Origin of the sequence: Prescottella defluvii, assembly GCF_000738775.1 — a bacterium.
Lineage (GTDB): Bacteria > Actinomycetota > Actinomycetes > Mycobacteriales > Mycobacteriaceae > Prescottella > Prescottella defluvii.
The window spans coordinates 60,055-75,041 of sequence record NZ_JPOC01000006.1 but is presented as its reverse complement, the minus strand read 5'-3'; the positions used below and the strand labels follow the sequence as shown (position 1 = coordinate 75,041).

Here is a 14,987-nt window from a genome sequence, read left to right as displayed (position 1 = left end):
GACGCCGCGCCCGCGACGGTCCCGTCCCGGCCCGCGTTCCGGCTGGGCCCGGTCTCGCTGGTGCTGCGGCCGCACATGATCTTCGTGAACGTGGGTCTGCTGGCGCTGCTCTTCCTGCTGACGTGCGTCGGCATCGGCCGCGGTGACTTCCCGCTGTCCGTCCCGGAAGTCACCGAGGTCCTGTTCGGCGGCGGCACCCAGGTGCAGCGGTTCATCGTGATGGATCTGCGGTTGCCCCGTGCGCTGGCCGCAGTGCTCATCGGCATCGCGCTCGGCATCTCCGGGGCGATCACCCAGTCCATCGCCCGCAACGCCCTCGCCAGCCCCGACATCCTCGGGATCACCTCGGGCGCGAGCGCGGCGGCCGTCGCGTTGATCGTCCTCGGCGGCGGTGGCTCCTTCGTCGGCCTGCTCGCGACGCTGGGTATCCCGCTGGCCGCCCTCGTCGGCGGCCTGCTGACCGCCACGGTCATCTACCTGCTGGCCTGGAGGAAGGGCGTCGAGGGATACCGGCTGATCCTCATCGGCATCGGCATCAACGCGATGCTGATCGCGGTCACCGGGTGGCTGCTCATCTCCGCCGACATCAACGACGTCTCCCGTGCCAAGGTGTGGCTCAACGGGTCGCTCAACGGCGCCGGGTGGGGTCAGGTGTGGCCGGTCGCGATCGCGCTGGTCGTGATCGGCGGATGGGCGATCATCGCCTCGTTCACGCTCGGCGCGCTGCGCCTCGGCGACGACAACGCCCGCTCCCTCGGCGTCCGGCAGCAGCCCGAACAGGCGAAGCTGCTGATCGCGTCGGTGATCCTCGCCGCGATCGCGACGGCCGCCGCCGGCCCCGTCGGATTCGTCGCACTCGCGGCACCGCAGGTCGCGATGCGCCTGGTCCGTTCCGCCGGCCCCCCGATCATCGCGTCCGCACTCACCGGTGCCGTCCTGGTGGTCGGCAGCGACATCATCGCCCGCACCGTCCTGCCCGTGGAACTGCCCGTCGGCATCGTCACCTCGGCACTCGGCGGCCCGTTCCTCCTGTACCTCCTCGTCCGCAACAACCGGAAGGTCTCGGCATGACCACCACGGCACACCCCACCCCCGCGCCGCGACTGGTCGCCGAGAACCTCACCCTCGGCTACGGAGACCGCGTGATCGTCGAGGGCCTCGACGTCGAGATCCCCACCGGCGTCATCACCACCGTGATCGGCCCCAACGGGTGCGGCAAGTCGACGATGCTGCGGGCGCTGGGCCGCCTGCTCAAGCCCCGTGCCGGCACCGTCCTGCTCGACGGCAAGGCGATCACCTCGATGCGCACCAAGGACGTGGCACGGACCCTCGGGATGCTGCCGCAGGCGCCTGTCGCCCCCGAGGGTCTGACGGTGGCCGACCTCGTCGCCCGCGGGCGGCATCCGCACCAGTCGTGGATCCGCCAATGGTCGTCCGACGACGAGACCGAGGTGGCGCACGCGTTGGCGCTGACCGGGGTCGCCGACCTCGCCGACCGCCCGGTCGACCAACTCTCGGGCGGGCAGCGCCAGCGGGCGTGGATCTCGATGGCGCTCGCGCAGGGCACCGACATCCTTCTGCTCGACGAGCCGACCACCTACCTGGACCTGTCGCATTCGGTGGAGGTCCTCGACCTCGTGGACCGTATGCACGAGGAGATGGGCCGCACCGTGATCATGGTGCTGCACGACCTCAACCTGGCGGTCCGCTACAGCGATCACCTGATCGTCATGTCCGAGGGCCGGATCGTCGCCTCAGGTAAGCCGGAGGACGTCATCTCCGCCGAACTGCTCGCGGAGGTGTTCGGTCTCGAGGCGGCGGTCATCGACGACCCCGTCTCCGATCGACCGCTGATCGTCCCCATCGGCACCCGGCACGTCTACGGCGCTGTGGGTGGGCCGACGACACAGAAGTGACCACCGCATCCGGGATGCGGTGGTCACCGCGTCGTCAGCGGTCCGCGAAGTGCGCCAGCACTTGGGCCAACCGGTCGGAGTCCGCCGGAATCCGGTCCGGTGTGAACGTCCAGTCGTTGAAGGTCCACGGGTCGCACCACTCGGACCGGTCCGCCGCGGGCAGCGCGTAGCTGGAGCGGACCGGGTCGTCGTCCGTCCCGATGGCGGAGAAGTCCTCGCCGACGATCACCATCGATACCCCGATCGACGGACCGTGTTCGGCGAGGAACTCGATCGCCGGCCAGTGCCGCTGCTCGTAGCCGAACGGGAAGTGGTTCAAGACGATGAGCCGCCGGGACGGTTCGGCGTCCCGGACACCGTCGGCTCGCTCGAGAATGCCCAGTTCGACCGACGCGGCGGCCGCCTCGAGATAGGTGGACACGTCGGCGACGCCGCTGATCGTGGATCCGCCGGGGCGATGGGCCAGTGCGGACGTGAGCGAGCGGAGCCCACCGCTGAGATCGACGACGTCGAGGCGGATATCGGCGTCCGTGGACAGCACCCGCAGCGTGACAGCGGCGGCGACAGCGGACGTTGCGGGTGTGTCCGGGCCGATGATGCGCAGCGGCCGCCGCAGCGGAAACGGCAGACACACCGGGACACTGAGCGGACCGCACTGCGGTGCCGACAACTCACCGATCCGGATTCCGTCCCCGCTGCCGCCGACACCGCCGCTCACCCAGGCCGGGGCGTCCCAGGCCGCGAACGGTCGCGGCAGCATCGGCGTGATGGCATCGAGTTCCCGCTGCAGATGCGCGCTGTCCTGGCAGTACCGGACGTACGCCTCCTCGACGACCGTGTCGTGTCGCTGCTGCGCCAGCGCCCGGGCCTGCGCCGCGGCGGGGCCGTTGCGGGTGGCGGGATCGGACACGGCCGCGGTCAGCTCACTGTCGAGTCGGGACTCCGCGAACTGCCGGGCCGCGATGCACGCGCCGGCGGAGCGGGCGGCGTCCTCGTGGATCATCCCGAACCGTTCGACGATCTGGTCCGGATCGAGCGGCTCGATCGGCGCGTACCCGGCCGCCGGCTCCGGCTCCGGCACCGGCGGGGCGGTCGGTGCGGGCGTGGGCGTGGGGGCGCCGGCAGTCTCGGCAGCGTCAGCAGTGTCGTTCACGGAGACACCGTGCCGGGTGATCAGCCCCGCCAGGCCGTCGCTGTATCCCTGTCCGACCGCCCGCATCTTCCACTGTCCGGCCCGCCGGTACAGCTCCCAGCAGATCACCGCCGATTCCGCGGAACTGCAGCCGATCTCGACGACACCGACCGGTGCCCCGTTCCGGTCGTGCAGCGTCGCGGTGAGGTCGGTGAAGGCGGCACCGGGCGCGGCGGCCGGGTCGACACTGGCGATGCAGAGCACGGCGTCCGCGTCGGGGTGGACGGCATCGAGATCGATCTCGATGCCGTCCGGTCCCAGCCGGACGCCCCGCGTCTGCGGCTGGTTGTAGAACACGAAATCGTCCGACGACAGTGCCCGATGCGAGGAATCGGCGACCAGCGCCGACACGTCGAACGCAATCGGGCTGTCCGCAGTGAAACGCACCGTCGTGGTCGACAGCACGGCGTTCTGTCCAGGCACCATGTGCACTGCCGGTCCCCCGCTACGCGCCGACGAAGCGGTGCAGCTGCGGTGCCGCCTCGCCGGGATGCTTGGCCTGGATGCCCTCGCCGATCGCTTCGAGCTTCCAGCCGTCGGGACCCCGGAACACCTTGGCCATGACCATGCCGGTGAACGGCATGCCGCCCTGCAGGGTGAAGCGCGCGAGTTCGCTGTTCGTGGTGGCGTCGACAAGCCGGCAGAACGCGTTCTTGATCTGTTCGAAGGTGTGCCCCTTGTAGGAGGTGACCAGGAACAGGACCGTGGTGACGTACGGCGGCACCCGCGTCAGATCGACCTGGATGACCTCGTCGTCGCCCTGCCCGGCGCCGGTGAGGTTGTCCCCCTCGTGCAGAACCGAACCGTCCTTGGAACGGAGCTGCCCGTAGTAGGCGACATCGACGATCTGGTTGTCGGCGATCAGGACGGCGGAGGCATCGAGATCGACATCGACAGTGCGGCTGCCGAACATGCCCCGCTTCTCGATCGGGTCCCAGCCCAGTCCCATGGTGACCATGGTGAGCGCCACCCCGCCGTCCTTGCGGAGGCTGACCCGCTGCCCCTTCGTCAGGCTGACCGGGCGGCCCTTGACGAGGCTGACCTCGGCACTCGCGGCGGGAACGACCGGCGTAGCCGGCGGCGCTGCAGGAACAGGTGCGGGAGCGGGCGGAGCGACCGACGGTGCGGGGGCCGCGGGAGACGGCTGCGGCGCGGCGGGAGCGGCGGGAGCGTCGTCGACCGAGACGCCGTGGTCGGTGACCAGCGCGGCGAAACCACCGGCATAACCCTGGCCGACGGCGCGGACCTTCCACGCACCCTGGCGCCGATACAGTTCGAGGGCGATGACGATGGACTCGGTGTCGAGACCGTCGATCCGGTACTCGTACAGCGTGTTTCCGTGACTGTCGGCCAGACGCGCCGTCGGTGCACCCGAGCGGCCGAACGTGGACGTGGCGTCGTCGAGGGTGATGACCGTCCGGATCTGGTCGATGTCCGCGGGCACCGACGACAGTGAAACGTGCAGTGTGGCAGCCTGACTGCCCTGCCCCGGGCGCAGCTGCACGCCGGGCCCGGTCGGCTGGTTGAAGAAGACGAAGTCGGCGTCGGACCGGACACGTCCGTTCTCGGTGACGAGAAGCGCCGACAGGTCCGCGGCAGCGGTCAGTTCGAGTGAGACGATGACGTCGTCGGCAGCGATCGGGGCGTTCTGCCCCTTGGTCAGTGGTGCAGTCACGGCGTTTCGGATCCTTCGCTGTCGGTGGTCGATACGGGAGCGTACGCGACCAAGGTGACAACCCCGGGGCTCGTGGGGCCGTTCGCGGACGTCACCCGGCACTGAAATTACCTTCCCCGCGTCCCGTCCACGGACCGGCGGCTTTCGCGCTCTCGGCGTCCGAGTGGGTATGTGACAGTGGGCGTATGCACAACGACGGTCCGTGGACATGGACGATCGGTTCCGCGGCGGCACCTGTCGGACTTCTCGGCGTCACGCTGGTCGGCATGCCGGTCCTGAACGGCACCGGGTTCGCGATCGCCGACGTCGTCGCCAACTGGCTGTTCGTGTTGGCGATCAGCGCACTGTTGTTCGTGCCCGCGATCGCTCTGACCCTGTACGGTGCCGAGCGCCTCGAACGGTACCCACGAGCCGCGCGGATCTTCGCGACGGTCGGGCTGGTCTGGATGAGCCTGCTCTACATCTACATCGTCGTCGTGGGATTCCAGGACACCGCTCCGATCCCGCCCGGTCTGAGCGAAACTCGTTGGGCGCCCCAGCTCACGGTCGGTGAGGCAGCGGTCTTTGCTGCACCGTTCATGGTGCTGACGATGAGCAACGCCTACGCCCTGTCCCTGCTGTGGCGGAGACGCTCAGCCGGACGAGGCGCGCCGGACTCGGGAGCGACGCGCTGACGCGGCTCAACTGCCGGGCGGTTCGACGATCCGGACGGTGCGGGGCACCGATCCGACGGTGAACCCGCACCGGCGGGCCGCCGTCGCGAACGGTTCGGGGTCGTCGTCGGCGGGCCAGTCGGTGCGCGCGCCGGCCGGACCGAACAGTGCGGCGGCGTTCGCGGACGGCCCAGTGGTGAAGCGGCTCTGGTACCGGATGCCGTCGGACTGTGCGGCGAGCGCGGTCGCCCACTGCCGGGGAACGTCGTAGGGCGTCACGGTGCACAACTCGCGGGTGAGACCGAAATCGGCGGCGGTCTCGGCGCAGGTGTCCGCCAACTGCCGTCGGGCGGGGACCCGTAGCGTCGACAGCGACCGCTCCGCCGCGAACTCGTGGGTGACGATGCCGACCGCCGCGAGGACTTCCCCGACCGTCTCACGGATCGCGGTGCGTTCGTCGAACGCGACGTAGCAGGTGCCGTCGGGGTCGTCGAGGTCGAATCGGCCGCGACCGGACGACGCGAACCACCACGCGCCGTTGGCGGTGCGATGCCCGCGCAGCAGCCGCCGGCGGGTGGTCAGGGACCAGATGGGAAAACCTGTGAGGGCGCGGGATCCGGGGACGCCGAGCGCGACGACCTCACGGGTCATGCAGCCCACCGCTGCGAGTCGGCGCGGGCCTGGATGCGGACCGGTTCGGCCGGGCCGTCGGTGGTCAGCCAGTCGGCGGCGGACCGGCCGTCGAGTGCGTCCTGCGGCGTGCACAACCACAGTGCACAGGTCCACGGGTCGGCCGCCGCACGCAGGATGCGCCACACCTCGACAAGCGCCGGGTGCACGGCACCGCTGGGGGTGAACTGCCACACCGGGTACACCCACTGGCCGTCGTCGAGTCGGCAGGCGATCAGCGCATTGGTGGCGACCTTCTTGCTGACGGCCTGACGGCTGACCCGCCACCACCGGGTGAGGCCCGCGGTGTCGTAGAACGGTCCGACGATCTGGTCGTACACATGGCTGGTGGGCAGCGCCGCCGACATCGCGTCGGCGATCGCCTCGACATCGGCGAACGTCTCGGCCGGGACACCGGCCTCCGCCGCGGCCGCGAAGGTGCTGTGCACGCGCCGCGTGAGCAACTCGATGAGTTCGCGTTCCTGCTCGACCAACGACGTCACGACCCAGTCCCTTCGCCCGTCAACCTTGTCAACCACACATTGCCACCGAGTGGTCAACCACGTCAACCACTCGGGGCGGTACTGTCGGGCCGCGGGAGCTGACCATTCGGAGACGAACCGCCGAAGGCAGGAACTGCTGCCGCAGATCCGGCGACGGATTCACCGCCGGATCAACGTCCGGACCAGGCGCACCCCCTGCCCGAGGGAGACTTCGGGCAGGTACGCGCGGCCGACGGCGTTGCCGATGCTCGGAAGAGCCACCGGGTCCGGGAAGCACATGTGCATCGGCTCGTAGCGTGGCTGGAACTTCGCCTTGAACGCGAGCAGGGAACGGAATCCGTACACCGGCTCGAGGGTCTGCCCCAGCACCTCGAGCAGCGAGTCCAGTGCCTCGGACAGCCCCGGCCGGACATCGTCCGCGGGTGCGGCCTCGCCGGTGTCCTGCCCGACGGTGGCCAGCGGGGCCCCGGACAGGCTGACGAACTCCGCCCCCTCCTGTTCGAGGGTGATCGCCGCCGACGCGATGAGGAACTCCATCGCCGGCCGGAAACCCTGGTGGGCGCCGTCGGCGCGGCGGCGCATGAAGTCCAACGTCCAGCCCACCACCTGGCTGTCGCGGTACACCGGCAGCCACGACGTCACCCCGTGCACGGTGCGCTGCTCGTCGACCGCGATGAGGCAGCGCACCGCGGGGTCGTCCATCTCCTGCAGTCCGCCGAGCGTGAACCCCATCTCGGGCATCCCCTTGTCCGCGACCCACTCCTCGGAGATCGCGGTGATCTGGTCGGTGATCGACAGCGGTGCGGTCGGGAAGCTGATCCACTCGGCGGTGATCCCCGACTTCGCGGCGCGGTTGAGTGCCGTGCGCACATCCTGGAACTTCTTGCCGGTGAACGCGATCGAGCCCAGGTCCAGCACGGTCTCCTCGGCCACCTGCACACCGACCCAGCCCAGGTCCTCGGCCGCGGCCCGGACGTCCCCGGTCACCGAGTAGAAGCACGGGGTCCACCCGTTGGACGCGGCGAACTCGGCGAACCCGACGACGTCGTCGCGCACCCGGTCGAGTGGGCCGACCGGCCCGCCGGTGGTGAGCGCGACCCCGCCGATGACGCGGTACGCGACGTAGCTGTCGCCACCGGCGCCGAACCAGTACGAGTTTCCGCGCCAGGTCGTCATCCACGACAGCGCGCTGCCCGAACCGGATGTGAGGATCTGCCGGGCCCGCTCCGCCGCGCCGCTGTCGGCCCCGTACGCGGGCCGCAGGAACGTGCCCGCCACCAGCACACATGCCGCCACCCAGAACACGACCCCGGTCCACTCGTAGAGCAGGGTCGACGCCCAGTCGACCGGCAGCAGCCGCGGATCGAGCATCTGCAGGTACACCGGCGGGACCAGACGTTCGGGGAAGTCGGCGACCAGCGTCGCGACGGTGGGTCGGCGGTCGAAGCCGCCGCGCGCCCACATCCCGCCCAGGACGTAGAGGACCCCGAGCCCGACCACCAGCACCGCGAGCTTCGCGGACAGTCGGCGATACGTCCCCGGCGGTGCCGAGACGTCGAACAGCTTCCGGGTCGCGAGCAGCAGCACCACCAATGCCAGCGGCGTCAGGAACGGCATGAGTGTGCGGTACACGTCGGGCGAGTCGAGGCCGTAGAAGAGCGTCTCCTCGTCGGCCACGTCGATGTACCGGACGGCGAAGTTCAGCAGCGACAGCGCCAACAGCACCACCTGCGCGACGGTGGCCGCGATCCACGCGAACCGGCGACCGCGGCGCAGTCCGTCGCACAGCACCAGCAGGAACACCGACGGCATCAGGCTGAGCAGTGTCGGGCCGATGCCGGACAGTCGCAGGTCCAGTTCACCGCGCCGGCAGTCGGGGTCGGTCTGCGAGCCCTCGCAGATCTCGCGCACCTCGGCGGCCGTCCACGGCACGCCCCGGAACAGGTCGCGCAGCACCGCGAGCGGCCCGACGGCGTGCGGTGACAGCGCCGCGAGCATGGTGCCGACGGAGGTGGCCGCGACCACGATCGCCACCAGCACCCGCCCCTCACGCCGGGTCCCGGAGATGCGGGGTCCCCGCGCGGACCGGCCCACGATCCACGGCCCCAGGCACAGGCCCACCACCACCGCGCCCAACCGGATCACGTCCTGCAACTGCCCGGCGAACAGCACCAGCGTGATCGTCAACGCCAACAGGCCGACGCGGATCCGTCGCCGCCACAACGTGTCCATGGACGCACTGGCAACCGCCACCACACCGACGATCCAGGTGGTCGGGCCGACCGCCGTCCCGATGTGCAGGCGGAATCCCCAGCTGGCGTCGAGCAGTTCGACGGCGGCCGCCACGGCGAGCCCGAGGACCGCCCCGGCCACCTGGGTCACCGCGGCGGACACGGCGAACCGCGCCGACCCCATCCGTCGTTCGACCGGGGCCGCGACCAGGAACACGAGCACCGTCGCACCGAGATACCCGGCGAGCCCCGACGCCCACAGGCCGGCGGTCAACGGGGTCCACAGCCGCCAGTGCTCGACCGGGCCGATGCCGACCGCCAGGTGCCGGTCGACGAACTGGGTGGGGCCGTGCACAAGCGTGTCGGTCGCCAGGCCCAGCACCCAGATCACCACGAGCAGCGTGATGCTGACCGGGGCGCCGGCGACACCGTGCCGGAGCAGATCCACGACCGGCCGTCCGTACCGCCGCAGCGTGCTCACGAGATCAGCCCCATCCTCTTCGCCAGCCAGTCGAGTTCCTCACGCAGGCCCGCGGACCAGACCGAGAAGCTGTGGGCGCCCGGCAGTTCCACATACTGCACGTCCATCCCCGCGTTCTTCGCCGCCTCGAACACCTTCTTCGCGCCGCCGCGGTAGGCGTCGTCGCGGTCGCCCATGACGATGATTCCCGCCGTGTCCGGGTAGCGGCGCGTCTTCAGCAGATCCATCGGATTGACCGCGACGAAGGCCGCCTCGTCGCCGCCGAACGCCTCGTCGACGGTGCGCTTGCGGTCTCCGAGCGTCGGTTCCTCCTGCCCGGACAGGTCCAGGAACGTGGGATACACGTCCGGATGGTTGGTGGCCAGTTGCAGCGCGCACGTTCCGCCGTACGACAGCCCGGCCACCGCCCACGACCGGGGATCCGGGTCGACCTGCAGGTGTGATTTCGTCCACGCGGGCACGTCGACCGCCAGGTAGGTCGCGACGTTTCCGAGCTGCGAGTCCAGGCACAGCGGGTTCGCGAGCTGCGATCCGGTGCCGTCCGGGACGACCACGATCGGCGCCAGCCCGTGATGGGCCCGCGCGAACGTGTCCATCGTGGCGGCGAGCTTGCCGCCGTTCAGCCAATCCTCGGGCGACCCGGGTTGTCCGGCAAGCAGCACCAGCACCGGCAGCAGTGCCCGGGGCGTGACGAAGTACGACGGCGGGAGGTAGACGACCGCGTCGCGTGCGGCGAACCCCGACGTGTCCCCCGGGATCGGCACCGACGCGTACCGTCCGCTGTCGGGCAGGCCGGCCGGGACCTGTGGCGCCCACGCGTCCTCGAGCGGACGCCCGGTGACGACGGGGCCCGTCGGCGGCGGGACCTGCGCGAAGTCGATCCGGTCCGGGTCCGGCAGTCCCAGGGCCGTCCCCACCGTCGGATAGGCGTAAAACACCTGATTGATCTGCAGTCCCGCGACGAGCACCACCGCGCCGGCCGCCAGGATCGAGACGGGAATCATCCACCGGCGTCCGGCGACGATCCGTGGGACCAGCACGATCACCGCCCACAACCCGATCCCGATCCACACGTAGACCGGCGTCTCGACCGGGTCGGGGAACGGCCTCCAGACGTGTTCGACGATCACATACAGGGCCGCGGTCACCGTGGCCGCCGCTACGAGCGACAGCGGCAGCGCCAACCGCAGGAACCACCGGCGTCGCTCCGCACAGAGCCAGCCCGCACCGAGGACGCCGAGCGCCACGACGATCACCGGCAGCGGCCCGGACACCAGGGACACACGATCGAGCCAGCCGAACATCGGACCTCCGCCCCTGACGTTTCCCCACCGGTATACCGCGCCGCGCGCCGGCGCGGCCTATATCACACCGACGCGCCGAACTTACTACCGGCAGTAGTAAGCATCCGGGCCGGGCGGTCCGTAGAATCGGAGCATGGCTGGACTCGGCGAGCTCGAACGCGCGGTGATGGATCATCTGTGGTCCATGTCGGAACCTCAGACGGTGCGGCAGGTGCACGAGGCCCTGGCCACTCGACGCGAATTGGCGTACACCACGGTGATGACCGTGCTGCAGCGCCTGGCGAAGAAGCACCTCGTCATCCAGCAGCGCGACGACCGTGCGCATCGGTACCTTCCGGTGCACGGTCGCGACGAGCTGGTCGCCAGCCTCATGGTCGACGCCCTGCAGCAGGCCGACGCGTCCGGTGAGCGGGCCGCCGCACTGGTGCATTTCGTGGGACAGGTGGGCGCTGACGAGGCCGCCGCGCTGCGGGAGGCACTCGCCGCACTCGAGACGGCCGAGGCCGCGAAGTCGGCCCAGCCTCCACGGACCGGCGATCCGGTCCGTCCCCCCGGGCTCCGCCCGGGTACCGGCCGGGCGAGTTGAGGCTCTCACCTGCCATGACATGTAAACGATGAACGCGCCCACGGCGCTGGCATTCGGGCTGCTCGCGCTCGTGCTCAGTGGACCGGTCCCGGCCTTGCTCAGTCGCGCGAAGTGGACGTTCCGCTCCCCGCGGGCCGCCCTGGTGCTGTGGCAGGCGATCGCGCTGGCCGCGGTGCTGTCGGCATTCAGTTCCGGACTCGCCATCGCGAGCCAGTTGCTCGTCCCCGGCCCGGACGGTCGACCCACCACCGAACCCACCGCCGAGATCGACGCCCTGGGCCTTCCCCTGTGGATCCTGTACGTCGTCGTCTTCGGACTGACCCTGCTGATCGGCGCCCGACTGATCTTCTCGATCGTGCGGGTCGCGATCCACACCCGGCGTCGGCGCGCCCGGCACCGGATGCTCGTCGATCTCCTCGATCGAGGCGACGTGGACATCTCCTCGGCATTCGGCCGCATCTCGGACGTTCGCGTGCTCGACGCCGCGGAACCGATCGCGTACTGCCTGCCCGGACTGCGACAGCGGGTGGTTCTCAGCGAGGGCACGCTGAACTCGTTGAACGAGGCCGAGATCACCGCGATCCTCACCCACGAGCGTTCGCATCTGCGGGCCCGGCACGATCTCGTCCTCGAGGCCTTCACCGCCGTACACCAGGCGTTCCCGCGGGTAGCGCGCTCCAAGTCGGCTCTCGGATCGGTGCAACTGCTCGTCGAGCTGCTCGCCGACGACTCCGCGGTCCGGGTGACCGGACCGGCGCCACTGGCCCGCGCGCTCGTCGCCTGCGCCGGCTCGACGGCACCGCGCGGGGCGATGGCCGTCGGCGGCCCCAGCACCCTGGTGCGTGTGCAACGGCTCACCGAGGCGCCCGGAGACGTCCGGATCGCGGCCGCCGCGTACGTCGGCGCAGCGGCCATCCTGGTGATCCCCACGATCGCCGTGGCAGTGCCGTGGTTGGTCGAGCTGAGCCGCCTGTTCTCGGCGTCCAACCACTGATTCCCGCGCAGTAACGCTGGTCACAGCGCCGCACCGAATCCTCGACGCCGTCCGAGATCGCGTACACTCGTTTGCGACCGCCATCGCGGTCCGATCAATCAGGTCGATCAATCAATGTAGGCACACAGCCCCATCTCACTCGCGCAAGGCGCTCGGATGGCCAGGTGAAATGTGCCCTGGCTCGTCTCTTCGTGCGGCTGCGTGACAGCCCGCTCCGCGACGTGCCCGACGTCCGGAGAGGTAATTCCGCGTGACTAATGCTGCCCAAGATTCCGCTGCTCGAAACGAGAGCGAGTCGACTGTCGAGATTTCCGTCGACATCCCCGAAGCCCCTGAAGCCCCCGAGAGCACGGACACCACGGCTGACGCCGTGACCGCCGAAGCCCCCGAGGCGCCGGAGGCCGTCGAGGCTTCCGAGCCCACGTCCGCCGAGGACGCCCCCGAAGCTGTGGAGGCTTCCGGCCCGACGTTCGCCGAGATCGGACTGCCCGAGCCCGTCGTCGCCGCGCTGGCACGGAACTCGATCACCAGCCCGTCGCCCATCCAGGCCATGGCGATCCCGGATGCCATCGCCGGCAAGAACATCCTCGGCCGCGCGCAGACCGGTTCGGGCAAGACGCTCGCCTTCGGTCTGCCGATGCTGGCCCGCCTCGCCCGCCACGACGACCGCCCGGCGCCCAAGCGTCCGCGTGCCCTCGTCCTGGTGCCGACCCGTGAACTCGCGTTCCAGGTCGTCGAATCGCTGACCCCGTACGCGGGTTCGATCGGGCTGAACGTCAAGGCCGCCGTCGGTGGCACCCCCTTCACCAAGCAGGTCGATCAGCTCCGTCGTGGCGTCGACATCCTCGTCGCCACCCCCGGCCGTCTCGGCGATCACCTGCGGCAGAACACCTGCATCCTCGACTCCATCGAGATGACCGCGCTCGACGAAGCGGATCAGATGGCGGACATGGGATTCCTGCCCGAGGTCCGCACGCTGCTCGGCGACACCCCCGACGAGAGCCAGCGGCTGCTGTTCTCCGCGACGCTCGACAACGACGTCAAGACCCTCGTCCGCGAGTTCCTGCCCGAGCACGAACTGCACTCCACGCAGGACGGTCGCGCCTCGGTGACCACGATGGACCACTACGTGTTGCTGGTCGACCGTGGACAGAAGGATGCGGTGCTCGCGGAGATCGCGTCGCGTGAGGGCGGTCGCACGATCATGTTCGCGCGCACCAAGCTCGGCGCCGAGGGCATCACCGAGCGCCTGCGCGAGCAGGGCGTTGCGGCGGAGTCCCTGCACGGCGGCAAGGCCCAGAACCAGCGCACCCGCGTGCTCGAGCGGTTCAAGAACGGCCGCACCCCGGTGCTCGTCGCGACCGACGTCGCGGCCCGCGGCATCCACGTCGACGGCATCGACCTCGTCGTGCACGTCGATCCCCCGCAGGACCACAAGGACTACCTGCACCGCGCCGGTCGCACCGCACGCGCCGGCGAGGCCGGTGTGGTCGCCGCGATCGTGCTGCCGAACCAGCGACGCATGTTCCGCCGGCTGACCGGCATGGCGGGCGTCAACGCCACCGCCGTGCCCGTGGCACCGGGTTCCGAGGAACTCGCCACCATCACCGGCGCCCGCACCCCCAGTGGTGAACCGGTGCGCGAGAGCCACTTCCGTGACAGCCGCGGCGACCGTGGCGACCGCCGTGAGCGTTCGTTCGGTGATCGCGGACCGCGCCGCGAGGGCGGCTACCGCGGGAACCGGGACGATCGTGGACCCCGCCGTGACTTCGGTGACCGCGGCCCGCGTCGGGACTTCGGCGATCGCAACCAGGGCGAGCGCAGCTTCGGCGACCGCGGCCCGCGCCGCGACTTCGACGGCCCGCGTCGGGATTTCGGTGACCGGGACAACCGTGCACCCCGCCGCGACGGCGACGGCGGCGGCAGCAACGGCTTCCGGGGACGTTCCGACGACCGCGGACCGCGCCGCGACTTCGGTGACCGGGACAACCGTTCCTTCGGTAACCGTGACGACCGCGGACCCCGTCGCGACTTCGGCGATCGGGACAACCGTGCACCCCGCCGCGACGGCGACAGCGGCGGCAGCAACGGCTTCCGGGGACGTTCCGACGACCGCGGCCCGCGCCGCGACTTCGACGGCCCGCGTCGGGATTTCGGCAACCGTGACGACCGGGGCCCCCGTCGCGACGGCGACAGCGGCGGCTTCCGCGGCAACGACTCGCGCGGCGGTGGTTTCCGCAACGACCGCAATGACCGGAACGACCGCAGCTTCGGCGACCGCGGCCCGCGTCGGGATTTCGGTGACCGGGACAACCGTGCACCGCGTCGGGACGGCGACAGTGGCGGCAGCAACGGCTTCCGGGGACGTTCCGACGACCGTGGCCCGCGCCGCGACTTCGGTAGCCGTGACGACCGTGGCCCGCGTCGGGATTTCGGTGACCGGGATAACCGTGCACCGCGTCGGGACGGCGACAACGGCGGTTTCCGGGGACGTTCGGACCACCGTGACGACCGCGGACCCCGTCGCGACTTCGGCAACCGGGACGACCGCGGACCGCGTCGAGACGGCGGCGCGCCGTCGGAGCAGCGTTCGAGCGGCTTCCGTAGCCGCACCGACCGTCGCAGCTACGACGGTTTCGACGGTCCGAGCCGCGGCCGCAACCAGTAGTAGACGCACCGGTCGTTGATCGACCGTCATATGCATCGGCCCCGGCCGCCCCTCACAGGGCGGTCGGGGCCGATGCGTATGCCCGGGGCATGTCCCGAACAGCCCGAACGGCGGG

The 14,987-nt window shown here is 70.5% G+C and carries 12 protein-coding genes; 6 read left to right on the top strand and 6 right to left on the bottom strand.

Translation table 11 applies throughout. From position 1 onward, the window contains the following. Together IJ15_RS0102070 and IJ15_RS0102065 are read left to right on the top strand one after the other, a co-directional pair. Nucleotides 1–1,071, top strand: a 1,071-nt coding sequence (locus IJ15_RS0102070) for a FecCD family ABC transporter permease (protein ID WP_031936688.1), incomplete at its 5' end; no start/stop codon positions are given. Then, nucleotides 1,068–1,916 carry an ABC transporter ATP-binding protein gene (locus tag IJ15_RS0102065; RefSeq protein WP_031936687.1) on the top strand — a complete coding sequence of 283 codons (849 nt, stop codon included), beginning with the start codon at nt 1,068–1,070 and terminating at the stop codon, nt 1,914–1,916. The genes IJ15_RS0102070 and IJ15_RS0102065, both read left to right, overlap by 4 nt. Nucleotides 1,917–1,950: 34 nt before the next feature. Here the strand turns inward: IJ15_RS0102065 and IJ15_RS0102060 are convergent, their stop codons facing one another. Both IJ15_RS0102060 and IJ15_RS0102055 read right to left on the bottom strand, forming a co-directional pair. Continuing rightward, complete coding sequence (locus IJ15_RS0102060; protein WP_197059718.1) at nt 1,951–3,531, bottom strand: TerD family protein; 1,581 nt, start codon at nt 3,529–3,531, stop codon at nt 1,951–1,953. Between the two features lie 22 nt (nt 3,532–3,553). Next, the gene (locus IJ15_RS0102055) at nt 3,554–4,783 is read right to left on the bottom strand and encodes a TerD family protein (protein WP_031936685.1); all 1,230 of its coding nucleotides are present in this window, start codon (nt 4,781–4,783) and stop codon (nt 3,554–3,556) included. 185 nt (nt 4,784–4,968) lie between these two features. Here IJ15_RS0102055 and IJ15_RS0102050 point away from each other — a divergent pair, with 185 nt between their 5' ends. After that, nucleotides 4,969–5,457: a hypothetical protein gene (locus tag IJ15_RS0102050; RefSeq protein WP_031936684.1), complete on the top strand. Its 489-nt coding sequence runs from the start codon at nt 4,969–4,971 to the stop codon at nt 5,455–5,457. A 6-nt stretch (nt 5,458–5,463) separates the two neighbouring features. On the opposite strand, the gene IJ15_RS0102045 is transcribed toward IJ15_RS0102050, so the two are convergent. The 4 genes from IJ15_RS0102045 to IJ15_RS0102030 all read right to left on the bottom strand — a co-directional run bounded on the left by IJ15_RS0102045 (nt 5,464) and on the right by IJ15_RS0102030 (nt 10,624). Continuing rightward, nucleotides 5,464–6,087, bottom strand: coding sequence for an RES family NAD+ phosphorylase (locus IJ15_RS0102045; RefSeq protein ID WP_031936683.1), 624 nt, complete (start codon nt 6,085–6,087; stop codon nt 5,464–5,466). Further along, nucleotides 6,084–6,608, bottom strand: coding sequence for a hypothetical protein (locus IJ15_RS0102040; RefSeq protein ID WP_031936682.1), 525 nt, complete (start codon nt 6,606–6,608; stop codon nt 6,084–6,086). Before IJ15_RS0102040 ends, IJ15_RS0102045 begins: the two co-directional genes overlap by 4 nt. Nucleotides 6,609–6,767: 159 nt before the next feature. Continuing rightward, nucleotides 6,768–9,320, bottom strand: a complete 2,553-nt coding sequence (locus IJ15_RS0102035) for a bifunctional lysylphosphatidylglycerol flippase/synthetase MprF (protein WP_031936681.1) — start codon at nt 9,318–9,320, stop codon at nt 6,768–6,770. Continuing rightward, a complete protein-coding gene (locus IJ15_RS0102030) occupies nt 9,317–10,624 on the bottom strand; it encodes an alpha/beta hydrolase (protein ID WP_031936680.1) in 1,308 nt (435 codons plus the stop codon). Before IJ15_RS0102030 ends, IJ15_RS0102035 begins: the two co-directional genes overlap by 4 nt. A gap of 133 nt (nt 10,625–10,757) precedes the next feature. On the opposite strand from IJ15_RS0102030, the gene IJ15_RS0102025 reads away from it, so the two are divergent. The 3 genes from IJ15_RS0102025 (at nt 10,758) to IJ15_RS0102015 (ending at nt 14,872) form a co-directional block, all read left to right on the top strand. Beyond that, entirely contained in the window at nt 10,758–11,210 is a 453-nt protein-coding gene (locus IJ15_RS0102025; protein ID WP_031936679.1) for a BlaI/MecI/CopY family transcriptional regulator, read from the top strand. 28 nt (nt 11,211–11,238) lie between these two features. Beyond that, nucleotides 11,239–12,204 (top strand): M56 family metallopeptidase, encoded by a 966-nt coding sequence (locus tag IJ15_RS0102020; protein WP_031936678.1) that lies wholly within the window; start codon nt 11,239–11,241, stop codon nt 12,202–12,204. 448 nt (nt 12,205–12,652) lie between these two features. Then, a complete protein-coding gene (locus tag IJ15_RS0102015; protein WP_031936677.1) occupies nt 12,653–14,872 on the top strand; it encodes a DEAD/DEAH box helicase in 2,220 nt (739 codons plus the stop codon). Nucleotides 14,873–14,987 lie beyond the last annotated feature (115 nt).